General features: G+C 43.0%; 22 protein-coding genes. 20 read left to right on the top strand and 2 right to left on the bottom strand.

Annotated features, from left to right (window positions below; translation table 11 throughout):
- The first annotated feature begins 543 nt into the window (after positions 1-543).
- The 4 genes from CSV69_RS14890 to CSV69_RS16945 all read left to right on the top strand — a co-directional run bounded on the left by CSV69_RS14890 (position 544) and on the right by CSV69_RS16945 (position 6,535).
- Positions 544-2,097: a fatty acid--CoA ligase family protein gene (locus CSV69_RS14890; RefSeq protein WP_099693826.1), complete on the top strand. Its 1,554-nt coding sequence runs from the start codon at positions 544-546 to the stop codon at positions 2,095-2,097.
- A 140-nt stretch (positions 2,098-2,237) separates the two neighbouring features.
- Positions 2,238-4,208, top strand: coding sequence for a S9 family peptidase (locus CSV69_RS14885; RefSeq protein WP_099693825.1), 1,971 nt, complete (start codon positions 2,238-2,240; stop codon positions 4,206-4,208).
- Between the two features lie 103 nt (positions 4,209-4,311).
- Complete coding sequence (gene aspA, locus CSV69_RS14880) at positions 4,312-5,757, top strand: aspartate ammonia-lyase (protein WP_085428377.1); 1,446 nt, start codon at positions 4,312-4,314, stop codon at positions 5,755-5,757.
- 484 nt (positions 5,758-6,241) lie between these two features.
- Entirely contained in the window at positions 6,242-6,535 is a 294-nt protein-coding gene (locus CSV69_RS16945; protein WP_099625770.1) for a late competence development ComFB family protein, read from the top strand.
- 16 nt (positions 6,536-6,551) lie between these two features.
- Here the strand turns inward: CSV69_RS16945 and CSV69_RS14870 are convergent, their stop codons facing one another.
- A complete protein-coding gene (locus CSV69_RS14870; protein WP_335696110.1) occupies positions 6,552-7,316 on the bottom strand; it encodes a flagellin in 765 nt (254 codons plus the stop codon).
- A gap of 161 nt (positions 7,317-7,477) precedes the next feature.
- On the opposite strand from CSV69_RS14870, the gene CSV69_RS14865 reads away from it, so the two are divergent.
- A complete protein-coding gene (locus CSV69_RS14865; RefSeq protein ID WP_099693823.1) occupies positions 7,478-7,876 on the top strand; it encodes a flagellar protein FliS in 399 nt (132 codons plus the stop codon).
- 526 nt (positions 7,877-8,402) lie between these two features.
- Here the strand turns inward: CSV69_RS14865 and CSV69_RS14860 are convergent.
- A complete protein-coding gene (locus CSV69_RS14860) occupies positions 8,403-9,179 on the bottom strand; it encodes an enoyl-CoA hydratase-related protein (protein ID WP_099693822.1) in 777 nt (258 codons plus the stop codon).
- 548 nt (positions 9,180-9,727) lie between these two features.
- Here CSV69_RS14860 and CSV69_RS14855 point away from each other — a divergent pair.
- From CSV69_RS14855 to CSV69_RS14785, 15 genes are all read left to right on the top strand, one after another.
- Positions 9,728-10,576, top strand: a complete 849-nt coding sequence (locus tag CSV69_RS14855) for a DegV family protein (protein WP_099693821.1) — start codon at positions 9,728-9,730, stop codon at positions 10,574-10,576.
- Positions 10,577-10,590: 14 nt separating this feature from the next.
- Positions 10,591-11,955 carry an ATP-dependent helicase ComFA gene (locus tag CSV69_RS14850; protein ID WP_199170434.1) on the top strand — a complete coding sequence of 455 codons (1,365 nt, stop codon included), beginning with the start codon at positions 10,591-10,593 and terminating at the stop codon, positions 11,953-11,955.
- Positions 11,952-12,566 (top strand): ComF family protein, encoded by a 615-nt coding sequence (locus CSV69_RS14845; protein WP_099693820.1) that lies wholly within the window; start codon positions 11,952-11,954, stop codon positions 12,564-12,566. The genes CSV69_RS14850 and CSV69_RS14845 overlap by 4 nt, the downstream gene beginning before the upstream one ends.
- A 5-nt stretch (positions 12,567-12,571) precedes the next feature.
- Entirely contained in the window at positions 12,572-12,988 is a 417-nt protein-coding gene (locus CSV69_RS14840) for a TIGR03826 family flagellar region protein (protein ID WP_099625808.1), read from the top strand.
- Between the two features lie 128 nt (positions 12,989-13,116).
- Positions 13,117-13,383 carry a flagellar biosynthesis anti-sigma factor FlgM gene (flgM, locus tag CSV69_RS14835; protein WP_099693819.1) on the top strand — a complete coding sequence of 89 codons (267 nt, stop codon included), beginning with the start codon at positions 13,117-13,119 and terminating at the stop codon, positions 13,381-13,383.
- A 17-nt stretch (positions 13,384-13,400) separates the two neighbouring features.
- Positions 13,401-13,907, top strand: coding sequence for a flagellar protein FlgN (locus CSV69_RS14830; protein ID WP_099693818.1), 507 nt, complete (start codon positions 13,401-13,403; stop codon positions 13,905-13,907).
- Positions 13,908-13,922: 15 nt separating this feature from the next.
- Positions 13,923-15,476, top strand: coding sequence for a flagellar hook-associated protein FlgK (flgK, locus tag CSV69_RS14825; protein WP_099693817.1), 1,554 nt, complete (start codon positions 13,923-13,925; stop codon positions 15,474-15,476).
- Positions 15,477-15,492: 16 nt separating this feature from the next.
- On the top strand, positions 15,493-16,401 hold the full coding sequence (gene flgL, locus CSV69_RS14820) for a flagellar hook-associated protein FlgL (RefSeq protein ID WP_099693816.1): 909 nt from the start codon (positions 15,493-15,495) through the stop codon (positions 16,399-16,401).
- 67 nt (positions 16,402-16,468) lie between these two features.
- Positions 16,469-17,020: a DUF6470 family protein gene (locus tag CSV69_RS14815; RefSeq protein ID WP_099693815.1), complete on the top strand. Its 552-nt coding sequence runs from the start codon at positions 16,469-16,471 to the stop codon at positions 17,018-17,020.
- 189 nt (positions 17,021-17,209) lie between these two features.
- Positions 17,210-17,695, top strand: coding sequence for a flagellar assembly protein FliW (fliW, locus tag CSV69_RS14810; protein WP_099693814.1), 486 nt, complete (start codon positions 17,210-17,212; stop codon positions 17,693-17,695).
- Position 17,696: 1 nt separating this feature from the next.
- A complete protein-coding gene (csrA, locus tag CSV69_RS14805; RefSeq protein WP_099693813.1) occupies positions 17,697-17,918 on the top strand; it encodes a carbon storage regulator CsrA in 222 nt (73 codons plus the stop codon).
- A 215-nt stretch (positions 17,919-18,133) separates the two neighbouring features.
- Positions 18,134-19,114, top strand: a complete 981-nt coding sequence (gene hag, locus CSV69_RS14800; protein ID WP_099693812.1) for a flagellin Hag — start codon at positions 18,134-18,136, stop codon at positions 19,112-19,114.
- A 163-nt stretch (positions 19,115-19,277) separates the two neighbouring features.
- On the top strand, positions 19,278-19,880 hold the full coding sequence (locus CSV69_RS14795) for a DUF8042 domain-containing protein (protein WP_099693811.1): 603 nt from the start codon (positions 19,278-19,280) through the stop codon (positions 19,878-19,880).
- 19 nt (positions 19,881-19,899) lie between these two features.
- Positions 19,900-20,868 carry a UDP-N-acetylglucosamine 4,6-dehydratase (inverting) gene (pseB, locus tag CSV69_RS14790; protein WP_099693810.1) on the top strand — a complete coding sequence of 323 codons (969 nt, stop codon included), beginning with the start codon at positions 19,900-19,902 and terminating at the stop codon, positions 20,866-20,868.
- A gap of 60 nt (positions 20,869-20,928) precedes the next feature.
- Entirely contained in the window at positions 20,929-23,736 is a 2,808-nt protein-coding gene (locus CSV69_RS14785) for a motility associated factor glycosyltransferase family protein (protein ID WP_099693809.1), read from the top strand.
- Positions 23,737-25,428 lie beyond the last annotated feature (1,692 nt).

Here is a 25,428-nt window from a genome sequence, read left to right as displayed (position 1 = left end):
TCAGGTAGACGATTCTCTTTACTAGTCATATAAATTCTTTTTGGGTCAATAGAATAATGCGACAAGCCTTGTCATCATCACCTTTTCAAGAGGGAGTCGCCCCCAACTTCCGCTTCCATCCTACGTTGATAGTATGAATACTTAGATCAATCACTGTAAGTAGTGTGTGAATTATTGTTTTGTCTTAACTTATTTAGATTCCAGTACTGAAGTTAAAAATCTATTACAACACGTATTTTAATGCACAACAAAATGTATCTTCTACTTACTTTGCGAGGGATTGGAGCGGCAGGCGGCGACTCGGGGAGGATCAGTGGGACAGGTGAAACACCCGGCGAGCGAAGCGAAGGGGTGTGGTTCACCGCCCACCCTCCCGAACGCGTCCGCCTAGAGCGCAAATCCCCACCCCAATCCCCCTGCCAGCCTACCCAAATAAATAAAGAATACAAATTTCTCAGTAAACTCTTGCCAATTAATTATTCTATTAGTATAATGAATGAATTACTGAATGGTTATTCATTCACTTGTTAGGGAGATGAAAGCATGAATCTAGTTTCGAGCGTCCGACAAACAGCGCAGACCAAGCCAAGTAAAATTGCCTATCACTTCATGGGGAAAGACACGACATACGCAGAGTTCGACATGTCCGTATCCATGTTCGCCAACGCACTACAAGACCTAGGAGTCAAACACGGAGACAAAGTGGCATTCCTACTCGGTAACACGCCGCACTATCTAATCTCACTCTATGCCACTATGCGCATCGGAGCGACAGCTGTGCCGATTAATCCGCTGTACACACCGGATGAGATTTCATTCATCCTGGAAAATAGCGATGCCAAAGCCGTTATTGCGATCGATCAACTCTTGCCACTAGTAGAAGTAGCGAGCCAGTCATTCCCGAGGATTGAGAACTATGTCGTCTGTGAAATGAGTCCGGATGCAGGGGAGAAGTTAGCTGCATTGCCTGATTCGGTTAAGCCGAAAGTTCATCCATTTAGCCTTTTGATGAAGCAATCGAAACCATTGACGGAAGTGGTGGAAGTTGACGAAAATGAAAGCGCTATCATCTTGTATACATCTGGAACGACAGGTCGTCCGAAAGGTGCTATGCTGACACACAAAAATATCTTCTCGAATGCACGCGACGTAGGGGACTATTTAGGCTTCTCGGAAAATGATAAAATCGTAGCGACATTGCCTTTATTCCACGTATTCGCGTTGACAGTAGTTGCGAATGCACCACTCGTTAAAGGAGCGACGATATTACTAGAGCCGCGCTTTAGCCCAGGGGAAATTTTCCATATGATTCGCGAGCAAAAGGCAACCGTATTTGCGGGAGTGCCTACGATGTATAACTTCCTTTATCAATATCCAGAGGGGAAAACGGAAGACTTTGAATCCATCAGACTAGCTATTTCAGGTGGATCTTCATTGCCTGTTTCATTGCTTCATGATTTTGAAGAGAAGTTCCAAGTTCGTGTTTCAGAAGGCTATGGTCTATCGGAAGCATCACCGGTTACTTGTTTCAATCCATTAGATCGCGACCGTGTTCCGGGATCGATCGGCACGAACATCATGAATGTCGAGAACAAAGTCGTCGATGAAATGGGCGAGGAAGTACCTGACAATGAAGTCGGCGAATTAATTGTACGCGGACCGAATGTCATGAAAGGGTATTATAAAATGCCTGAAGAAACAGCTGCCACAATCCGTGACGGTTGGCTCTATACAGGAGACTTGGCGCGACGCGATGAAAACGGTTACTTTTATATCGTAGACCGCAAGAAAGATATGATTATCGTCGGTGGATTCAACGTGTATCCTCGTGAAGTAGAGGAAGTGCTGTTCAGTCACCGCGATATTGTGGAAGCGGCAGTCGTTGGTGTGCCGGATATGAATTTTGGGGAAGAAGTACAAGCTTATGTAGTACTAAAGAAAGGTTCGGAAGCTACGGAAGAGTCATTGAATGAATTCTGTGCGAAACGTTTGGTGAAGTACAAAGTTCCGAAGTCCATTCAGTTCTTGGATGAATTGCCGAAGAACACAACAGGCAAGATTCTGCGCCGTTCACTAAAAGATCAAATCAAAATATAATAGTAAAGCAAACGAGTGATTAGACGATAACCGTCGATCACTCGTTTTTTTTGTCGTTCGTTCTTTACACATCCATTGCCAAAAAGAGTATCGTCTTGTTATGGTTTAGGGAGATACATTCAAGTAATAGGAGGGATTAGATGAAAAAACGACAGGTAGCAATTGAAGATTTATTTGAAACGAAATCGGTAACGAATCCGGTACTGGCACCAAATGATTCAGAAGCGGTATTTACGGTAACGGAGTTAAACAGAAAAGACAATGCGTATTATTCTGCTATTCACCATATCGAGTTGGAGACAGGCGCCGTGACGCGGTGGACGTATGGCAAACAGCAAGTACGTGCGCCGAAATGGTCTGCGGACGGCAAGCAACTCGCGTTTATATCGAATCGTAGTGACACGGATCAACTTTATGTCATGCAAAAGGCTGGCGGAGAAGCACGCGCATTGACGAACTGTACAGAAGGAATTGATTCATTCGAATGGTCACCGTGCGGCAAGAAAATTTGGTTTTCAGGGGCTGTTAGAACGGGCGAAACGTTTTCTACTACGGAGAAAAAAGAAGGTAACATGCCACAGCCGATCCGCGTGACGAACATGAAATACAAAGCGGATTTCGTCGGGGTACTGCCACAAGAAGTTTACACACAAATCGGCTATGTCGACATTGCGACTTGCGCCATCTTTGATTTTACGTCAGAACCATTCGATCATACGCTTGAAGCAGTTTCGCATGACGGCAAGCAATTGGTGATAGCCGTCAATTGCAATAAAAACGTCGATCATGACTTCAGTTTACCGTTAGTGCTCGTAGACATCGAGACGAAAAACGAAACGGTGATCCTTGACGAACAAGGATACTTCGGTGAGGTTGCTTTCTCAAAAGACGATCGCTATATCGCGTATACAGGCTATGCTTTGACGTTCGCCAACGTTACGCAAGCAGATGTATTCGTTTATGACCAATCTAACGGTCAGACGGTGAATCTGACAGCGGGCCTCGACGCGCCGATCGGAGACGAAAGTATATCTGATCACTTGCAGCAAACGATCGCACCAGGTGTTGTCTGGACAGAAGACGAGCAACTTTATTTCCAACTATCGAGTATGGGAGACGTTCGTTTATATGCAGCTACACTCGACGGTGCTATTTATCCTGCGACGGGCGAAGAAGAACATGTCTACGGCTATGATGTCGCAAGTGATGCTGAATTTGCTTTACTGACGGTTAGCACGATGACGAATCCAGGAGAACTGTATCGTCAAACGATAGCGACAGGCGAACGGACGAAGCTGACTTCATTCAATGAAGACTGGTTGAAGAAAGTAGAGTTGGTGGAGCCTGAAACGATCCACTATACGAACGGCAATACAAACGTCCAAGGGTGGCTCATGAAGCCGGCGAACTTTACAGAAGGCCAAACGTATCCGTTAATCGTCGAAATACACGGTGGACCGCATGCGATGTACGGCTTTACGTATTTCCATGAGATGCAGGTGCTCGCAGCAGAAGGTTATGGCGTTCTCTACCTTAATCCACGCGGCAGTCACGGCTATAGTCAGGCGTTTGTCGACGCAGTGCGTGGCGATTACGGTGGCGGTGGATACGAAGATATTATGGCAGGGCTAGATGAAGTGTTGAAAACCGAAAACTGGATCGACGAAACACGTCTTGGCGTAACAGGGGGGAGCTATGGTGGCTTCATGACGAACTGGATCGTCGGACATACCAACCGCTTCAAAGCAGCTGTTACGCAACGATCGATCTGTAACTGGATCAGTTTCTTCGGCGTATCGAATATTGGCTACTACTTCACAGACTGGCATTTACAAGCCGGAATGAAAGACGTCGACAAGTTATGGAACCAATCACCGCTAAAATATGCAGAGAATATCGAGACACCGTTATTGATTCTTCACGCAGAACGAGATTTCGTCTGTCCGATCGAACAAGCGGAGCAATTGTATATTACGCTGAAAGATTTAGGCAAAGAGACAGAATTTGTCCGTTTCCCCGAATCTGATCATAATTTGTCAAGAACAGGGAAGCCGAATCTACGAATTGCGCGATTAGAAGAGATTACCGGGTGGTTTAAACGTTATCTATAAGGTAATATGAGATTGTATGCCCGAACGGCTATACATGCGAAATATTGTGTGTATAATGAGATACGAATTAAACATATAAAAACTACTTGAGAAGAGGTTCTGCATGATGGAAGAGCAATTACTATACAGAATAGAGTCGGATTTTATCGGTGACAAGAAAGTACCACAAGACGCGTATTATGGAATTCAAACATTGCGCGCAGCGGAAAACTTCCCGATCACGGGCTATCGCGTCAACCGCGACTTGATCCGTGCGATTGCAATTGTTAAAAAATCAGCTGCACAAGCTAACCGCGACATTGGTCAATTGGACGCGAATCTTGCCGAAGCGATTATCCAGGCGTCTGAAGAAGTAATCAATGGCGGATTGCGTGACCAATTCCTCGTCGACCCGATCCAAGGTGGAGCAGGAACGTCCGTCAATATGAACGCAAACGAAGTCATCGCCAACCGTGCGCTTGAAATTCTAGGCCACCAAAAAGGCGAATATGACATCATTAGCCCGAACACGCACGTAAACATGGCGCAGTCGACAAATGATGCATTCCCAACAGCCATCCATATCGCAACATTAATGAAAGTAGATAAATTACTAGAAGTGATGGAATCACTTCATAAAACGTACTTGAAAAAGTCCATTGAGTTCCAATCGGTCTTGAAAATGGGCCGTACACACTTGCAAGACGCGGTTCCAATCCGTCTTGGACAAGAATTCGAAGCATACGCAATGGTACTACGTCGCGACATCGAACGCGTTCGTGTATCACGTGTCTATTTATATGAAATTAACATGGGCGCAACAGCTGTCGGAACTGGCCTAAACGCAGATCCACTATATATCAAAAAAGTAGCTAGCTATCTTTCTGAAAACAGTGGCTTCGAACTAAAGTCTTCCACACACCTAGTAGACGCAACACAAAACACAGACTCGTACGTTCAAGTATCGGCAGCACTACGCGGCACGATGCTGAACCAGTCGAAAATCTGTAATGACCTGCGCCTCATGGCATCCGGTCCACGCACAGGTTTATCCGAAGTTTCATTACCTGCAAGACAGCCTGGATCATCCATCATGCCAGGAAAAGTCAACCCGGTAATGGCAGAAGTCATGAACCAAGTATCGTTCCAAGTAGTCGGTAACGATATGACGATCGCTTTGGCGTCTGAAGCTGGCCAGTTCGAATTAAACGTCATGGAGCCAGTGCTCGTGTTCAACTTGCTGCAGTCATTGAAGATCATGACAAACGTATTCGGCGTATTCCGCGACTATTGCCTAGACGGCATCACAGCACACGTCGAGCACTTGGAAGAGTACGTGGAGAAGAGTATCGGTATCATCACAGCGATCAATCCTCACGTTGGGTATGAAGTGGCGTCAGAGATCGCGAAAGAAGCGTTGCTGACGAACAAGTCCATCCGCGAGATTTGTATCGAGAGAAATATCTTGTCTAAAGAAGATCTGGATACGATTCTACACCCGTTCGAGATGACGAAGCCTGGTATTTCGGGTAAAGAGTTGTTGAAGAAGAAGATTATTCTTTCTAAATAAGGCTTTGAACTAGATAGGATAGTTTGGGTAGTGGTTCTGGGAATGGGGCTCCAGACGGGACGCTTTCCTGCGGGCATGGCTTGAGCTTCCTCGTCCGCTTCGCTACCTGCGGGATCTCAAGGCTCATGCTATTCCCGCGGGAGTCGCCCGTCTTCCGCCCCATTCCCTACTTTGGTAGTGGAAGACACTTAGAAATTGTACTGGTATTTTAAGTGCTAATTTCTATGTACTAATTTTTAAAAGACTTAATGTCATTGAATCTAACAATGTATCACCACTATCCAGTTGATTGGAGTGGAAGGCGGCGACTCTGGGAGGATCAGGGCGACAGGCGAGACAACTAAGAGAGCGCAGCGAACAGTTGGCTCACCGCGCCCCCTCCAGAACGCGTCCGCCTGCAACGGAAATCAACGGCTTTCAGAACACTATTTACTTATCCATGTCTCCCATCTCCACTACTCTCAGTGCGAAGGAGTACTTAACTATGAAAGTGCATAACATTATGGAAGTCGTCGTCCGTGACGTCATCTCCAAGTATAAAAACGAACTCAACATGCCTTGCACATGCGACCACTGCATGAACGACGTGCTCGCCATGACGCTCAACAACGTCAAACCGCAATACATCGTCGAAGAATCAAACAGCGCCTACATCCGCGCCGTCCACGAAGCCGACCGTCAAGGGGCAACCGCCATCTTGACGAAAGTCGCTTGGGCTGCCGGTATCGTCGGGCAAAATCCTAGATGCGACAACATGAAAAATCCTTCCGATCAATAATCGAAAGGATTTTTGCTTATCTCAATAACGAAACTGTATCTTTCAAATTACTATTCACCGAGTTGATCAACATCTGATCACCCTTCGAACGAATATCCTGCTGAACGAATGTCATCATTTCCTTCGCCACATCGGTATCGGCCAATTTCGAAAGGGAAGTCGTTAAATTATTTTCAAACACCAATGCGTTCGTTAAGTGATGCTGAATGCCTTCCATTTCCGAACCGACTTTCGTTAGCGTGCTTGAAACGATATTGATTGCCTTGTCCATCGTGGAAATTAATTGTTCCGCATCTGTCCGTGTAGCCAGTGACGCACCGTCCAAGCCTAGTTTTGTCGTACTGACGTCGATATTGCCAATCGTCATCTGCTGTCCTGGATTGGCGCCTACTTGTAACTTGATCGCGGTATCATCGCCAAGGATTTTCATCGTATTGAACTCGAGTTTACCTGCCGTATCATCAATGGCTTGTAGTATTTGCGACAATTCTTCGCTACTTGCTTGCCGATCATTGTCGGTCAATGTGCCATTCGCAGATGCTACTGCCAATTCGCGTCCTCGTTGCAAGAGATCATTGATATTATTCAAGCCTTCATTGGACACTTCAAGTACAGAAAGTCCGTCTTGCATATTGCGTTGCGCTTGGGATAATCCCTTAATCTGAGCCCGCATCGTTTCGGAAATGGCCATGCCGGAAGCGTTTTGACTTCCTTTTTCCACTTTCGAACCACTGCTGAGCTTAGCAAGCGTCTTTTCCATGTCCGTTGCATTCCTTTGCATACGGTTCGAGGAAAGCGCAATATTCTCTGAGCTGTGTATTCGCATCCCTTCACCCACTTTTGCGTATTCTATTGTATATCTTCACTTATATCGTCCAAATTCATATAAAATGAACAAATCTGGTCGATAATAAAAGTAAAAATAGTATGGAGTGATCCCGCATGTACGTAAAACGTGCGATAACAGCCTATCAAACGACCGTCAGCACCACGACGCCAATGCTCGACACGATGATTGAGCTGTTGAATGAAATGGGCAATGTGCTACAAAGTATGCAAAATGAAATTAAACAGCAACCCACTATAGAATTATCCGATCCGTTAAAGAAACTTCAGTATGCGCTGTTCGAATTAATGGTCGTCGTTGATCATCAAACGGAAGAAGGGGAGCGGCTGTTTTTGTTGTATGTATTGCTGAATCAAACACTGGTTTCAGTGCAGCTGTATAAACGGTATGAGCTATTACCTGAAATCTATGAACAAGTGAATTTGTTGTCTGAAGCATGGACTGAAGTACGTCAGCATCAGCGGTTGCAGCGCTATCAGACGGATACAGTATAAAGAGATTGTCTGAAAGCCCTGGGAATGGGGCTTATCTGACAATCTCTTTGGTGTTTTGATTGGGAGAGTTGCGGGTGGTGCTTATAGTTGCTGGGTGAGTGCTCTATTCGGATGTTTGTTCGCTCTATGCGGTGGGTTGAGTGCTCTATCAGGCCGTTTCTCCGCTCTATGAGACACGCTAAGTGCTCTATCCGTCCGTTTATCCGCTCTATGCGGCAAGCTGAGTGCTCTATCAGGCCGTTTATCCGCTCTATGCGACAGGCTGAGTGCTCTATCGTGGCGTTTGTCCGCTCTATGCGATGGGTTGAGTGCTCTATCAGGGCGTTTGTCCGCTCTATGGGACAGGCTGAGTGCTCTATCAAGCTATTTCTCCGCTCTATGGGACACGCCGAGCGCTCTATCAGGGCGTTTTTCCGCTCTATGCGACAAGCTGAGTGCTCTATCAGGCCATTTCTCCGCTCTATGCGACACGCCGAGCGCTCTATCAGCCCAGTTATCCGCTCTAAGCAACTCAATCCCAAAACCATCACTTCCCCTTAAACACAGGTTTCCGCTTCTCCGAAAAAGCAATCAACGCTTCTACACGATCCTCAGTCGGCATCGTCATCTCATACGCCTTCCGCTCAATCGCGAGCCCCGTCTGCAAGTCCGCCATCATGCCTTGCTTGATCGCAAACTTCGCCTGCTGAATCGCAATCGGCCCGTTAGCGAGCAATGAATCCACAAACGTATTCACCGTTACTTCCAATGAATCCAAAGGCGCTTTCTGCGTCACCATACCTAACTGCAACGCTTCTTCAGCGGATACGCGTCGTGCTGTCAAAATCAGCTCCATCGCTTTCGATTCACCAATCAATCGAGGCAACCGTTGCGTGCCGCCAGCTCCAGGAATAATCGCGAGTCCAGTTTCCGTCAATCCCATCACCGCAATGTCCGCTGCAATCCGGAAGTCACAAGCTAGTGCAAGTTCCATGCCACCACCGAATGCAAAGCCATTGATAACCGCAATGGTTGGCTGAGGGAGTTGGTCGATCATGGTAAAGACGTCGCCAATCTTGTTCAGATTTCGACGGACCATGGATTCCGTCAACGTCTTGCGTTCTTTTAAGTCAGCGCCCACACTAAATGCTCTGTCGCCGCTGCCTGTAAATACTACTGCCCGTACGTCAGGATCAATCCGGATACCTTCGACTACTTGCCCAAGTTCGAGTAGTAGTTGGTAGTTGAATGCGTTCATAGAATCGGGTCGGTTCAGTGTCACGTACGCTACTGCATTTTTTTGTTGGTAGATAATTTCCTGCATGGTCAAACGCCTCCTTGAAGTGTCTAGTCTAGTTACACGATAGCATGAAAGGGCTTACTTCGTCAGTTTTAGAGAATAGAAGGGGGAAGGGCATCGTTACGCTGCGTTCCAGGCGGACGCGTTCGGGAGGGACCGCGCTGAGCCAACCAGGTCGCTGCGCTCCCTTTTGATTGTCTCAGCTGATCGGTCTGATCCTCCCCGAGTCGCCGCCTTCCACTCCGCTTCACTAGTGTCCTCTTTCAGATTGGGGCAGCTCAAAGTCTTGTGTTGAACTTGAACTAGATCTTAGTCCTAAGTCCTAAGTTCAATAAGTACCATGAAGTGCTACCCCACTAAAAGTAGGATTGGAGCGTAGGAGGGGGCGACTCCGAGAGGATCAGCGTGCGCCTTGAGATCTCGCAGGTAGCGAAGCGGACGAGGAAGCTCAAGCCACGCCCTCCGGAAAGCGTCCCCCTCCGAAGCGCAAATCCTCTCCCGTATCCAATGTCCCCTTCACAGATGCCAACTCCAACGATTTCAGGTAGAATAAGTAACAGGAGTTGATCATATTGAAAACAGCGATTGTGACAGATACGACGGCGTATGTGCCGGATGACATAAAAGCAGAACTTGGGATCCATACCATCCCATTACTCGTAACCATCGAAGGCAAAGAATTCAAAGAAGAAGTCGACCTTACAACCGAAGCATTCTACGAAATGGTACGCGGCAAAGGCCCGCTACCGAAAACATCACAACCCGCAATCGGTGACTTCCAAACCCTATACAGCGAACTCGCCAAAGACTACGACGCAGTCATTTCCATCCACCTTTCAAGCGGCATCAGCGGAACCTATATGGGCGCTGTACAGGCTGCCGAACTCGTGCCGGAAATTGAAGTGCTGCCGTTCGACTCGGAAATTTCAGCCTATCCCCAAGGCTTCTACGCCATCCGTGCTGCAGAGCTTGCGAATGAAGGCGTACACCCACATGCGATCATAGAAGAACTAAAAGAAATGCAAAAAGACGTCAGTGCCTATTTCATGGTCGCAGACTTAACGCATCTGCAACGTGGCGGTCGTTTATCCGGTGCACAAGCATTAGTTGGCGGCTTACTACAAGTAAAGCCCATCTTGCATTTCGTAGACAAAATCATCGTGCCGTTTGAAAAAATTCGCACGACGCGAAAAGCAATGAAGCGTATTTCAGATTTACTCGCGGAAGACGCAAAGAATTCATTGCTGGATGCAGCTGTGATCCATGCGAATCGCTATGACGACGCAGTAGAATGGAAGAAACAATTAGAAGAAAAACACCCGAATGTCGATTTCACGATCAGTCACTTTGGTCCGGTCATCGGCACCCATCTTGGAGAAGGGGCGATGGGACTCGGCTGGGTGAAACGACGCGGAACCTGAACAGGGGGAAGTACATGGCCGAACACTTAAAAGAATTTCTGGCAGGGCGCATTTGGTTGCGTCATCTTTTGCCGTTTCCGGAAACAGTCGTAGACGAAGCAATTAGTCTAGGCGACATCCATATAGAAAAAGGCGTGACAACGAAAAAAGTATGGCATGGGACGCACTACCGTTGTCAGCGTTGCCATAATGAAAATCGAGCGCGCTTCACCGTATTTATGTGTGCCCAATGCGAAGCACCGTGCGCCTACTGCAGAAACTGTCTGAACATGGGGCGGGTATCGTGCTGTTCCGATTTACTAACGTGGACAGGCACGCCACCCAGTTATCCAACAACCCACCGGATGAACTGGCAAGGCAATTTAACACCTTCGCAGCAAAAAGCGACGAATGAATTGCTTGAAAGCACGAAACAAGGGGTATCTCATTTACTCTACGCGGTGTGTGGATCGGGTAAGACGGAGATGCTGTTTCAGCCGATTCACTATTTACTAAATGAAGGCAAGCGGGTATGTCTCGCGGCGCCGCGTGTGGACGTTATTTTGGAATTGTTGCCGCGGTTAACGACGGCTTTTCCTGATACGAAAGTAGAAGCGTTGTATGGCGGGGCGGAAGTCGAACACTTCGACGCCCAGCTGATCTTGGCGACGACCCATCAGCTCTATCGTTTTCACGAAGCGTTTGACGCGATCTTCGTCGATGAAGCCGATGCGTTTCCGTATACGGCGGATGAAACATTGCAGCGAGCGGTCCGAAAAGCCGCAAAACCGAATGCACCGATTCATTTTGTCACGGCAACCCCTTCGAGTCAGTTGCTTGCTATGAATAAAAAGCAAGGCAATATCTCGATTCTCGCAAGACGTTATCACGGACAGCCACTACCTGTACCGCGTAATGAAGCATTATGGAATTACGAGAAACAGTTGAAAAAGAAACGCATTCCAGCGAAATTACTGCGCTGGACGACGGAACGACTGGAGAAGCAACAACCATTCCTCATCTTCTTTCATCAAATCGAACTGATGGAACTGGCGGAACCGTTATTCCAGAAGCTCGATGAACGAATTTGTGCAGTGCACGCGGAACATGATGACCGCAAAGAACGCGTGCAGTTGCTGAGACAGAAAAAGATTCCCGGCCTCCTAACGACAACGATTCTCGAGCGAGGGATTACGATACCGAATGTGCAAGTGGCGGTTGTTGGGGCGGAGCAGACGATCTTCAATAAAGGCGCGTTGATTCAAATCGGTGGACGCGTCGGTCGCTCCGTGCCGAACACGTCAGGCGACTTTGTACTGTTCCACCAAGGCATTACGCGCGCCATGGATGAAGCGAAACGGGAAATCCGCAAGATGAACCACACAGAGGTGCCGCAATGACGTGTTTACTCTGCGACAAACCTCTACACGACCAACCCACTTGGCAACACTTCCTCGGTATTCAGAAAGACACATCCGCTTGTCCCATCTGTTTTGAGAAGTTCGAACGCATTGATCGTATCGAACAAGACGACGTACTCGATTCTGTTCATTCGCTCTATGCATATAATGAAGTAGCGAGAGAGTACTTGCATCAGTTCAAGTTCATGCAAGACGTGGCGCTCGCGAAAGTTTTCGCGTCACCGTTACGCAGCGTGCTGAACGATTCCAAAAAATTGATCGTGCCGATTCCCATGCATCCGATCAATAAAATAAGGCGAACTTTTTCTCAAGTGGATGCGTTACTAGAAGCAGCGAATATTCCGTATCAATCACTACTCGGGAAAACGACGGAATCGGTTATGGGTGAAAAATCTCGTAGCGAACGCTTGGCGATGACTGAACTATTTCAAGTAACGGCCGATATACCAAGTAATGAAGCAGTGTATGTGCTTGTGGACGATATTTACACGACGGGTACCACATTGCGTCACGCGGCACGAGCACTGAAACAGCGTGGGATACACCGAGTAGAAGCTGTGACGTTATTCAGACCTATAAGAGAGAAGTGATGGAGATGGCGGAAGCAAGAAATTGCCCGACATGTGGCAGTATGTTTAATTACACGGGCCTTCGGGATGTTTGTTCAACGTGTGCACAGGCGGAAGAGACGATGTATGAATCGGTTTATAAGTTTTTACGCAGACGAGAAAATCGTGCAGCGAATATTGACCGGATCGTCGAAGTTACAGGCGTGACGGAAGAATTACTGCATCGCTGGGTACGTAAAGGAAGACTGCAGCCTGCATTATTCCCGAACTTGGGCTACCCATGTGATAAATGTGGCGCATTAACATCGACTGGCAAGATCTGTGACAAATGTACGGAAGAGATTCAGGCGGATCTACGGACGTTTGACGCAGCGGTTGAACTTCGTGAAGCAATTAAAGCGCAAGACAAAGGCGCGTACCATGCACAAAAAGACCGAGGATGACAAGCAAGCGATACGAGCAGTTGGTACTGCTCGTTTTTTCGTCCAAAAGTCTCTAAACTTTTTGGTAAATCTGCCGAAATAAAGAGTAGGACCCAAATGCAACGTAAGATTTGAAAGGAGCGAGACGTATGAAAGTAGAAGGATTCAAACCACAAGCTGTCAATCCATATAGGAGTCAGCAAATGAAAGTAGATCAGACAAAGCAAGTAGCACAAGTGAAAACGGATAAACTCGAAATTTCATCAGAAGCGAAAAAGTTATCTGCAGCTTCACCGATTGAATCGGCTAGACAACAACGTGTGCAGGAACTAAAAGCGCAAGTGCAGTCTGGAGACTATCAAGTAGATGCGAGCAAACTCGCTTCGAATATGCTGTCGTATTTCAATAAGCTATAAAGAAAGTAGGGTTACACATGTCCATTGAACCAATTTTGACAACGCTCAGTCACCTAGAAAAACTGCATACGAGCTTGCTCCGTCTTTCAAACGACAAGACCGCATTGCTAAAAAGCGGCGACATCGAGGGAATTGACCAGCTGTTGAAGGAGGAGCAATCTCACCTAGCGGCTATTGTGCAAATGGACCAGAAGCGCGTACAGGAAGTGAAGCAGTATTTAACCGCACAAGGAAGTGCAGTACCTGCTGAACCAACGATGACGCAATTAATTGAACTAGCAAATATTCCGGACAAAGAACAGTTAGCAGAGGCGAGGGACCGTCTCCTGCATGCGATTCATGAGTTGAAACAACAAAACGACCTCAATCAACAACTAACGTATCAATCTCTTCAATTTGTGAATCTATCGCTGGACATGGTCCGTCCGCGTCCGGAAACCGTCAACTATTCGAAAAACGAAGTACAAGGGCAGTCACAAAGCGGAGCCAAAACCAAGCTCTCCTCATTCGACTCCCAAGCATAAGGAGGACATCATACTATGCGCTCAACATTCATGGGACTTGAAACTAGCAAACGCGGTTTGTATACACAGCAAACCGCTCTTTATACGACAGGGCATAATATCGGGAACGCGAACACACCGGGTTACTCACGCCAGCGCGTGAACATGCAGGCAACTTCTGGATTTCCGGGTGTTGGAATGAATGCAGGAACGATGCCAGGATTTCTTGGGACAGGCGTAGAAGCAGGCAGTATTCAGCGGATTCGGGATACGTTTGTGGATCATCAGTTTCGTAGTGAATCAACGAAGTTAGGCTACTGGGAATCTCGTTCGAATGCGATTGCGCAGATGGAAGATGTGATTGGTGAGCCTTCGGAGTATGGATTGCAGAAGTCGATGAGCGATTTTTGGCAGTCCTTGCAGACGCTGGCGGCGAATCCGGAGAATGGTGGAGCGCGTGCGGTGGTTGTAGAGCGCGGGGCTGCGGTGGCGGATTCGTTTAACTATATTTTTAAATCTGTTTCTGAGATTAAAGGGAATTTGGGCGATGAGATTGATTTTGGTACGAAGACGATCAACTCTTTGCTTAGCCAAATTGGGGAATTAAATAAACAAATTGCTACTGTAGAGCCGAATGGTTATTTACCGAATGATTTATATGACGCACGTGATGGGTTACTTGATCAATTATCGAGTTTAGTACCTATTGAAACTAGCTATGAAAAAACGGGCGGACGTGCTCCTGCGATTGCGGAAGGTACGGTCACTGTAAAGATTAAGCATAACGGTACAGAAGGTGCCATTACTGTAGTTCAAAAAAATAAAGTGGCCGAGATGAGCGTAAATGGTAAAGTGGATGGTGCTTTACCTGATGCGATGACAGGCTTTACATTTAAGGGTGGACCGATTACAGAACCTGAAGGCAAGTCGCTAGATGTTAACGACATGATCAAGAGTGGTGAAATGAGATCGCTTGTTGAGTCATATGGTTATACAACTCCACCTCCAGAAAGTACTGTAAAAGGTTTATATCCTGAGATGATGGCGAAATTGGATAAAATGGCGAGTGCATTTGCGGAAGCCTTTAATACAGTTCATGAAAGTGGAACAGATTTAAAAGGCGCACAAGGAGAACCTTTCTTTGTAAAGAATGATGGGACAGATACATTTACTGCAAGTAATATAGCTGTAAATGAAGCTATACGTAAAGACCCTAATCTACTGGCTGCGTCTACTTCACCAATAGGCAGTGCAGAAGTAGGTAATGGGCAAAATGCTAAAAAACTTGGCGATGTATTCTTTGATAAAAAAGTTGGACTGGATGGCTCCAGCGTACAAAGTTTCTACGCACAAGCCATCGGACAACTCGGCGTAGAAGGACAACAAGCCATCAAAATGACAGACAGCTCTGGTACATTATTATTGTCCGTTTCCAACAGACGTGACTCGATCAGTTCGGTTTCACTCGACGAAGAAATGACCGACATGATTCGTTTCCAACAAGCATACAACGCATCTGCCCGCATGATCACCGTGATGGACGAAGCACTCGACAAAATCATCAACGGAATGGGTACAGTCGGCAGATAACTAAGGAGGAATCTTCATGCGTGTAACACAATCAATGTTATCTCAAAACATGCTGCGCAACTTATCAGGCAGCTATAATAAAATGGGTAAATTACAAGAACAATTGAATACAGGTAAAAAGGTCACGCGTCCATCCGATGATCCTGTTGTCGTTATGAAAGGCATGGGGTATGGGATGCAGGTCGACAAAGTTGAGCAATTTCAGAAGAACATGGGCGAAGTGAACAACTGGCTTGATAGTTCGGATGATGCGCTTGACGGAGTTGGACAAGTGTTGCATCGTCTGAAAGAACTCGCTACCAATGCTTCTAACACCGGAGCGATGACAGAGACGGATCGAAAAGCAATAGAAACGGAAATCGGTCAGTTGCGTGGGCATTTGCAAGACGTTGCGAACACTAAAGTTGGGGATAAGCATATATTCAGTGGCAGTATGACAGATAAACCTTTATATAATAAAGAGCTAAACGAACAAGGTGAAGCAGTTGGTTTTGAAACTGGAGCGTCATTTAAGAGTAAAGTAGAAATTGAAGTATTTGATGGTGTGAATTTACAAGTTAATACTGATGCCAGTAAGATGTTCGAGGATATCGATACTATGCTTGATAAAGTGAAAGATCTTGTTGCAACTGGTTCCTCTGCTGACGGTGGAAGTTTCGGTAAACTAATCAGCGATATTGACGGTCAAATGGATGTCGTGCTATCAAAACGTGCAGAAGTAGGTGCCCGTTCCAACCGCGCAGAACTCATGCATAACCGTCTTGAAATGCAAGAAGGCGCTGCGAAAAAGCAACGCTCTCAAAACGAAGACGTGGATTATGAAAAAACGATCACAGATTTAATCACTTCAGAATCCATCCATCGTGCCACATTATCAGTAGGCGCTAGAATCATGCAACCTTCTTTAATGGATTTCCTACGCTAAAAGATTAGGCGGACACTAAGCAAGTGTCCGCTGTTTTTATAGAGAAAAGTAAGGGAAGGTGGAGACCGTGAACATACCGCAGCTTCAAATTCAAACCACACCCGCAAAAATTGACTTACAGGTTACAAAGCCCGTCCAAGAAATTCAGCAGCCGAAATCTACATTAAGTATAGAACAGCCAGCAGCGATTCTTGAAATGTCTACAACACGACCACAACTGTCACTCGACACGACGGAAAATCGTGTGGACCTTGACCTGAAAAGTGTATTTCGTCGAAGCTCTGAAAATGCTCAATACGGTATGCAGAAAGCACAAGAAGGTTCAGGACGCCGCGCACAAGAAGGCCAGCAGTTGATGAAGATCGAGAATGGTGCTTCTATTGCGGATATCGTCAAACAAAATACGGAGCGTCCCATGGCAGATCTGCAAGTCAAATTCGTAGGAGATCGTACGAAAATCCAAATGAGTTTCTCTGAAGGGTCATTGGATATCAACGTCACACCGCAAAAGCCGAAAATTGATGCGCAAATTAACAAACCGATTCACAATTATACTCCTGGCAAAGTATCGGTAGAGATGGCACAATACGGCTCGATTCAAATAGATTGGAAAGTGTAATAAGAATAGTAAGTTTTTCACTTATTAAATCGGGTATATGAGAGCTATACAAAAGAACGGGCTATATCCGTTCTTTTTATTTTGAGGATAGTTAGTAATGCCTTCTGTTCTTGTTAGGGGCATGCTACCCTATGAGTATTCTGCTAATGAAACGTCTTTATTAAAACTAATCAAAAGGAGAGATAGCTTATGACACAACAATTAAAAGAAATTGAAACAAAGTTCCACGATAAAGTAGAGGTAGACTTATCTAAAGCATGGCACTTCCCAAAAGGACTTCCTGGATTCGAAGAGGAAGAAGAATTCGTCATATTGCCAATTGGTGATAATCAAGAGTTCCAAGTTATGCAGTCGACTAAAGAAGCAGGTGTGGCTTTCGTCGTAGCGAATCCATACAAGTTCGTAGAGGGCTATGACATCATAGTAGATGAACCAACCGTTGATTTACTCGAAGTAAAAAGCCCTGAAGAACTAATGGTACTTGGTATCGTTTTTATTAAAGAACCATTTGAAGAATCTACAATTAACTTACAAGCCCCCCTTCTATTCCAAACAAATAACAGAAAAGCTAAACAAATGGTATTGAATGATAAGCGCTATCTTATCAAACATCCAATCGATGAAAAGAAATTGGATGAAATGAAAGAAAAATTAACTAGCGGAAAGAGCGAATAATATGTTAGTACTTTCACGCAAAGTGGGCGATACGATTAAAATCGCAGATAATATAGAAGTGAAGATTTTGGAAGTAAAGGGCGATACTGTACGAGTGGGTATAGAGGCACCTAAGTCAGTGGATATTGTACGTGGTGAATTGATTCAGTCTATTAAAGAAACGAATGCCGAATCTTTGACGCTAGATCTTGACTGGTATAAAAATTTGAAAGATAACAAGTGAATTGTGGTTACCTCATCAAAATAGCCGGTACAAGTCACTTAATCTCCACATTTCAAATAAATAGAAAAATTTTTAATAAAATACTAAACACTCTAGTCATCGAACCGATATTAGTAGTGTAAGCGGCAGAGAGTGTCCGGCCGGCACTCAAAACCGTAAAACAAATAAGGGACACAAGGACGTGTACCCAACAAACACTCAAGGAGGAAATTATTATGATTATTAATCACAACATGGCAGCGATGAACACGCACCGCCAATTAGGTTCAAACAACGCAGCAGCAGCTAACAACATTGAGAAACTATCTTCAGGTTTGAAGATCAACCGTGCAGGAGACGATGCAGCTGGACTAGCAATCTCTGAGAAAATGCGTGGACAGATTCGTGGATTGGATATGGCTCAAAAGAACGCGCAAGATGGGATCTCTATGATACAAACTGCTGAGGGTGCTTTGAACGAAACTCACGACATCCTACAACGTATGCGTGAACTTGCTACACAGGCAGCAAATGATACTAACGTTGATACTGATCGTAATGAAATTCAAAAAGAACTTAACTCATTAACTTCTGAAATCAACCGTATCTCTAATACTACTGAGTTCAACACACAGAAGCTTATGAATGTAGCGAGCGGTGCAACAAGTAACGGTAAAACTGGTACAGGATTCTCAGCAAGTTTCCAAATTGGTGCTAATAAAGATCAGTCAATGACTATTGAGATTCGAGACATGGGTGCTAAGGCGCTTGGATTGACTGGAAGTACTGGTGATCACCAAGCTGGAGCCTCCGTAACTGGTCATAACGCAACTATTACAGATGGTGTAAGTGGCGCTGCTTATGCTGGGTCAGCTGGTGTTAGTAATGGCATTTCTTCTGACAAAACGGATTTCGGCTTAGATGTTTCCGATAATGAAAAGGCTTCAGCAGCTATCAAAGCAATTGATAATGCTATAGAAACTGTTTCTGCTCAACGTTCTGATCTTGGTTCATTCCAAAACCGTCTAGAGCACACAATCAATAACTTGGGAACTTCTTCCGAGAACTTGACTGCAGCTGAATCTCGTATTAGAGACGTGGATATGGCCAAGGAAATGATGGACTTCACTAAGAATAATATCTTGACTCAAGCAGCACAAGCAATGCTTTCACAAGCTAATCAGCAACCACAAGGCGTACTTCAGTTATTACGTTAATTTGGTTAATGAAACACGATCCGTATATTCGGGTCGTGTTTTTTATATTTTTATAAAACTACGTATCAAATGAACTGATGCTTTAGAAATCATATTTTTAGCCGATATTATCAATATGAATATGATAGACTTTACATAATTACACTAACCGGAGGGATTCTCCTTGAAACTAGTATTCCAACAACGAAAAATTGAGCTAGATCAACAGGCGTCAGCGGCAGAAATTTTCGAGAATATCAATAAATTAGTAGATGATGGCTATTATTTCAGTCATTTTATCGCAGATAATGTCGAAGTATTTGAAGAACACGAGCAATTTTTAGATATGAAACAAGGGACAATTAAGCAGCTTGAAATTATCGCAAAAACTGAAAAAGAATTCACTAATGATATCTTACTATCAGTAGAAAACCATACCGCACAGGCAACACCTTTATTAGGAGCATTGTCCAATGAGTTTTATAATAATCCAAGTGGCGAAACGTGGGGGCAGTTTGCTCAATTAATGGAAAGTCTACAATGGATCAATGGAGTCATTGAACTACTTCGTAAACAAGAAGAAAAAGTATCTAATTGGTCACAGTACGAAGAAATTACTGATATCATCCAACAAGAACTTTCAAACTTAGAAGAAGCAGTCGAGAATGAGGATGCTGTACTGATTGGGGATATCATCCAATACGAAATAGCACCTAATTTCGAAGCGCTTCATGACGCTGCTAAAACAACAATAGATACAGAAGGCGCTAGACCGAACTTGAACTAGTAGATTGCGAGGAAATAATATGTTGAAAAATAAAACCATACTTGTAACAGGTGGAACCGGATCATTTGGTAAAAAGTTTATCCGTCGTATATTACAAGAAGACGTCAAAAAAGTAATTGTCTTTAGTCGAGATGAGCTGAAGCAATATGAAATGAAACAAGAATTTACAGATACTCGTATTCGCTTTTTTATTGGTGATGTACGTGACAAAGAACGACTTCATCGTGCATTTGACGGAGTAGACATCGTGATTCATGCGGCGGCTATGAAACATGTAGGGGCCTGCGAATATAATCCATTCGAAGCTGTTAAAACGAATATTTATGGAGCGCAAAATATTATCGAAGCTGCTATCGATCGCAATGTAGAACAAGTCATTGCACTAAGTACAGATAAAGCTGCTGCTCCTGTTAATTTATATGGTGCTACAAAACTAGCTTCAGATAAGTTGTTTGTCGCAGCGAACTCTTATGTAGGTGAAAAAGCTACACAATTTTCTGTCGTACGCTACGGTAATGTAGTAGGTAGTCGGGGGAGTGTCATTCCATTCTTCACTAAGATGAAAGAAACTGGCATACTACCTGTAACAGATGATCGTATGACACGGTTTTGGATCACACTCGATAAAGGAGTTCAATTTGTGTTGGACAGTTTAACACGCATGCATGGTGGCGAAATCTTCGTACCGAAAATCCCGAGCGTGAATATTATGAATTTAGCTAAAGCGATTGGTCCAGAATGTGAAATCGAAATTGTTGGTATACGACCAGGAGAAAAACTACATGAAGTGATGGTTACACAAGACGATGCCCGACATACAATTGAGTTTGATGAGTATTATGTAATCACTCCAGAGTTTGCTTGGTGGGGAGATAAATTGAAAGATGAACCACGCTTAAGTGAGCCTTTTGAATATTCTAGTGAAACGAATGAGCATTGGTTGTCCGTTGAAGAGTTGCGCAAAATGATAGAAGAATTTCAATCATGACTAAAGTACGACAGGAAATTATATTATCTAATAAAGAAAGGAAATAAGGAGTTGAACTCAATGAAAGTGGAAGTATTAGGTAGTGAGAAAGGGCTTCCGACATTACAAGTCGAGCAACAAGGAAAGAATATACTAATCCATAGTAAATACGATCCTGTACGAGAAGCGATGCAAATAATTGAGCGTCATAAGGAAGAAATAGAAAATCATCATCATATTTTGTTTTACGGTGTCGGACTTGGCTATCACGTCCAAGCTTTCATCAAGCAATATCCTGAAAAACTCGTTTCTACATATGAGCCGATTGGGGAGGTTGCTGTTGCTTGTGCATCGATGACTGAGCAGACCGCATTCGACCAAAGCCAGTTGCGTTATCTTTTTGTGGAAGAAAGTCCGACTGATATAGAAAAGTATTTACATGATTTTTCCAATCATTTAACACAAAAAGTATTGTTAATAATATTGCCTAGTTATGAACGACTTTTAAAAGAAAAGGTTCTTCAATTTATCGCAAATTTTAAAGAAATTGTTGAAGAGAAAATACAAAATAGAGGAACAAATCATTTCTTTTCTAAACGTTGGACAATCAATGCATTAATGAATTTATCATCAACTTTTGAATATCCCAATTTCTTACTAGAACATGCAGAAACATTCCGGGATAAAACCGTACTCTTAGTATCCGCTGGACCTTCACTTAGTGAAGAAATGGATAATTTACGGAAAATTAAAGAACAAGGGCTTGCCTATATTTTCGCAGTGGGATCGGCAAACAAAGCACTTATCGAGCGGGGCATCTATCCAGATGCAGTATTTACTTATGATCCACAAGCTCATAATCATAAGGTTTTCCAACCGATCATCGATGAAAGAATTACTTCAATTCCTATGATTTACGGAACAAGCGTTGGATTTGAGACTGTTCAACATTATCCAGGCCCTAAATTACATTTTGTCACAACTCAAGACACAATCACACAAAACTTTCATGAAACCAAGTTACCCGTAATTAATGATGCTTATTCCATCGCAATTGTCACCATGGAAATACTCTATCGCCTACAAGTGGAAAGCATCATCTTAGTCGGTCAAAACTTTGCATTCAAAAACAATTTATTCTATTCACAGGAAATTAAGCGCTATGATAAAGACAAACGTGAAGTTTCAGATGCCAGTGTCCAAAAAAAGGATATAGAAGACGCTTTTCATATAAAAGACGTTTACGGAAATGAAATCTTAACGAATAAAGGTTTCGATAATATGCGTAAGTCGATGGTTCGTTATATTGCTGAAAATCCACAAATTCCAGTAATCAACACAACCCATGGCGGTGCTGTAATAGAGGGCACAACATTCGTTCCTCTTGTTCAAGTCATGAATGAACAATTGACTGAAAGAATTGTAGAGGAAAATTGGTATACACAGGGGGAAGTGCGGTCCGTAACAAGTGAAACACAAAAAAAGGTTTCTAAACTTCAAAAAAGCGTAGCATCTTATCGCGGACAAGATATGGCTTTATTCGCCCATTTTAAAGAAATTGAACACTCAATCGCCAGTCTTAATCTAAATCAATTGCAGAAGAGATTCGAAAAAACTGACAAGCTGGTTCGTAAACTTACATCGAATATGATGTACGTTCTAGCTATCTGCCCTATCATTAGAAATGAGTTGGAGGTGTTACAAGCCGAAGTAGAGTTATTACGTAAATTGGAGATTTCAAAAGAGAAATTGATGGTGATTGTGAATTTATTTGCATCTTATTTCAATCGTTGTCGGGTAATTTATAATGAGGTTGCGCCCATTGTAAAATCAGAAGTATTGTCTAAACTGCTTCGTTCGAATGATAAAAAAGAATATATTGCTTCTTGTGGAGTGTTCCAATATGAAGGTGAGTGGTATAAAGATCATTCACCGATTGAACAAATGCCTTCTAATTTAACAGAAGATGAGAAATATGAATGGCGTAAAAAAATTAAGATGATAGATCGTATTGAACTCCCGGTTGTGGGTGTGAAAACAAAGCAGCAACATGACTCATTCGTTTTCCGGTTTAATGGGAACTCAATTGCGTTATATGGAACAAATTATTCTGAAGAAAGTTTGAAACTTCAAATAAAAATTGATAATAGAATAACGAATATTACAATCAAAGATAAAATTGATGAAAAATTATTTAAAGTGAATGGAAGACAATTGTTATTTCAGACGAATACTTTGAAAGATGAAATACATGATATTAAGATTGAAGTCATATCAAACAACCCCAATTTTTTGTTCGAAGCAATTGAGGTTGATCAAACGGCGCGGGCTTATCATATACATGAGGTTGGGGCTATAGATGAATTAATAATTGGAAAGAGAATTCGTTGTCATTACGAAGCAATTTATAATATGGTGGGTGAATTTTGTAAGCTTGGTGAAGAGACCGGCTCTTTCTTGCCTGTGGAAGCAGTTGCCGAACCGAATGGGGACTTTTACTTTATTATGGTGGATACGTGGGAGAACAGTAAACTTCTAATAGCGGATCGGAATGTTCAAAACAATATTTCTTATGATAGTCTTACAAAAAGCAGAGAAATGCTTTTGGTAGGTGAAATAAACTGCAATACAAATGTGGAAAATAGATTTAATTATATTGGGAAGAAAAATGAAGAAAGTGAATGGGAAAAATATATACGTGATGATTTGACTTGGAATTGGCTAAATATTTATAGCTGGGTATTGGATGATGATTGCCAGTTAATAAAAGGAGAAGATGATATGGCAATTGCCATAGGTCTTATAGAACGTAATCATCTTATTAAAGCCCCAAATAGAAATAAGTACAAAAAATGTGGATTCAGACCAAAGATAATTTTAAAATTATAATTTTAAATCAGCTTAAGTTAGGAATAAAAGCACCTGATAAAGCGGTCAGCTATGAAATATTCAATTGTATCAATCGTGTTGCATGATGGGAATTGGAAATTGATAAAGTAAACAAGGTTCCTGGATACCCTTTGAGAAACTCGCATTTATTATTAATTTTAAACTTCTTTGATAATTAATAAGAAATTATTTAGCAGGCAGTATTTTTAACGTATTAATATTAACTTGTTTAACCTGAAAAAGACTTTGTGTTAAGTGGATAAGCATGGTGATGTTCAATTAATATAAAGAAATAAATTTACTTTCTATATAAAAATTTAGAATAAAAATTAGTATCTACTTTTTATGATATATGTAGTTCTTTAAATAAGAAACAGTTTATGGAAATCTATGTGAGTTATTTGATAGCCTTTTTTCTTTTTTGCGTAGCATGAAAGAATCTGATACAGATGTTGACATAAGGAAAACTTTACGACTGATTGAGTAATATATTTCACTACATTTACTGCATATCCAAATCTTCGTTTGTATGTTGGCTATCTAAATCGGTGTGAATAATTAGCCCGTATCAGGCTGTTGGACGTCAATTTGTGTTTGTTAATACTGATAAGATGAGTTTGAATCTCATGGATTTGAAAAAAGAATAACCGACAATTCTATTCGACAATATATATCAAGGACAGAAGCTAGGTAGCAACACCAAATGTTTTTGATCGTATGCATATACATAATTACGTCAACCCAATTTACGTTAATTTTCGTGGCTTCAAAATCTTGGTCAATAAATTATTGGATTCTTTTATTTGGCTACTCGAAGAAGTAGGGCAGTATTTCTTTATGATGATATATTGTATTCCTACTGTCCTCCTAGGGCACTGAACACGTTTTAAGCTGAAATTAAAGCGTTTCTTCTTGGGGAATTGTGGATTTCAGGTGGACCATAATGGTCTTTACTTATCATATGAATGATTCTTACACGTTCTAAGATAACCGTGTTCTCAATTTTATATAAAGTTTTCACTTTATAGCATGATTAATAATACGTATTTCGTAGCATGTAGCACTAAACTTGAGTAGGATAGTTCTCTTTCATCCCTTCGTTAAGGTCATAGCTTTTTTTAGATGTCAACTTCCTGTTGAAAGTGTAGGTTTTCCTTTTGAATCTCGATAATTTCGGCAGAAGTTAAACCGCCTCCATTTTCATTGATGGACTGAGCTCTGATACATTTATAAATTGTAACTACAGATCATGATATATTCGCGGATGGGATCACTCAAAGATGAGCAAGATTTGTAGTGTTCGATGATTGTTTGATTGAATATTTAAATATAACGTTTTGTTTCATTTACGGTACGTCCTTTCTTTTTAGCATAGGGACTTAACTAACTCGCATCCATAAATACATCTAAAATAGCCGCATAATCATATATTTGGAAATATAGAGTGAAAGGAATAATTTATACTTTTATCTGAAGACATAACAAAGGAAAGAAGTGAAAAATATGATTTTAGAAAAAATAATTACAACCATAACGGATTATGAACAGTATTTGACAAATTGGATCTATGTCAATATCCTGGACACAAAAATGTTAAGTCGTTGTCAGAAACGGCATCCATTCATGGATGGTCCTGTATCCAGCGAAACCAATCAAGAGAAAGCCCGCTCTTGACAGCTTTCGCTGGATACA

It is taken from the genome of Sporosarcina sp. P26b, assembly GCF_002743245.1.
In the GTDB taxonomy this organism is placed as follows: Bacteria; Bacillota; Bacilli; order Bacillales_A; family Planococcaceae; genus Sporosarcina; species Sporosarcina ureae_C.
The sequence above is the reverse complement of the archived record's forward strand: the minus strand, read 5'-3'. Positions and strand labels throughout refer to the sequence as shown.

What these genes read in the sequence shown, in the direction of transcription:
- CSV69_RS14890 (WP_099693826.1), top strand. Translation starts at nt 544, where the DNA reads ATGAATCTAGTTTCGAGCGTCCGACAAACAGCGCAGACCAAGCCAAGT.
- CSV69_RS14885 (WP_099693825.1), top strand. Translation starts at nt 2,238, where the DNA reads ATGAAAAAACGACAGGTAGCAATTGAAGATTTATTTGAAACGAAATCG.
- aspA (WP_085428377.1), top strand. Translation starts at nt 4,312, where the DNA reads ATGATGGAAGAGCAATTACTATACAGAATAGAGTCGGATTTTATCGGT.
- CSV69_RS16945 (WP_099625770.1), top strand. Translation starts at nt 6,242, where the DNA reads ATGAAAGTGCATAACATTATGGAAGTCGTCGTCCGTGACGTCATCTCC.
- CSV69_RS14870 (WP_335696110.1), bottom strand. Translation starts at nt 7,316, where the DNA reads ATGCAAAGGAATGCAACGGACATGGAAAAGACGCTTGCTAAGCTCAGC.
- CSV69_RS14865 (WP_099693823.1), top strand. Translation starts at nt 7,478, where the DNA reads ATGTACGTAAAACGTGCGATAACAGCCTATCAAACGACCGTCAGCACC.
- CSV69_RS14860 (WP_099693822.1), bottom strand. Translation starts at nt 9,179, where the DNA reads ATGCAGGAAATTATCTACCAACAAAAAAATGCAGTAGCGTACGTGACA.
- CSV69_RS14850 (WP_199170434.1), top strand. Translation starts at nt 10,591, where the DNA reads ATGGCCGAACACTTAAAAGAATTTCTGGCAGGGCGCATTTGGTTGCGT.
- CSV69_RS14845 (WP_099693820.1), top strand. Translation starts at nt 11,952, where the DNA reads ATGACGTGTTTACTCTGCGACAAACCTCTACACGACCAACCCACTTGG.
- CSV69_RS14840 (WP_099625808.1), top strand. Translation starts at nt 12,572, where the DNA reads ATGGCGGAAGCAAGAAATTGCCCGACATGTGGCAGTATGTTTAATTAC.
- flgM (WP_099693819.1), top strand. Translation starts at nt 13,117, where the DNA reads ATGAAAGTAGAAGGATTCAAACCACAAGCTGTCAATCCATATAGGAGT.
- CSV69_RS14830 (WP_099693818.1), top strand. Translation starts at nt 13,401, where the DNA reads ATGTCCATTGAACCAATTTTGACAACGCTCAGTCACCTAGAAAAACTG.
- flgK (WP_099693817.1), top strand. Translation starts at nt 13,923, where the DNA reads ATGCGCTCAACATTCATGGGACTTGAAACTAGCAAACGCGGTTTGTAT.
- flgL (WP_099693816.1), top strand. Translation starts at nt 15,493, where the DNA reads ATGCGTGTAACACAATCAATGTTATCTCAAAACATGCTGCGCAACTTA.
- fliW (WP_099693814.1), top strand. Translation starts at nt 17,210, where the DNA reads ATGACACAACAATTAAAAGAAATTGAAACAAAGTTCCACGATAAAGTA.
- csrA (WP_099693813.1), top strand. Translation starts at nt 17,697, where the DNA reads ATGTTAGTACTTTCACGCAAAGTGGGCGATACGATTAAAATCGCAGAT.
- hag (WP_099693812.1), top strand. Translation starts at nt 18,134, where the DNA reads ATGATTATTAATCACAACATGGCAGCGATGAACACGCACCGCCAATTA.
- pseB (WP_099693810.1), top strand. Translation starts at nt 19,900, where the DNA reads ATGTTGAAAAATAAAACCATACTTGTAACAGGTGGAACCGGATCATTT.
- CSV69_RS14785 (WP_099693809.1), top strand. Translation starts at nt 20,929, where the DNA reads ATGAAAGTGGAAGTATTAGGTAGTGAGAAAGGGCTTCCGACATTACAA.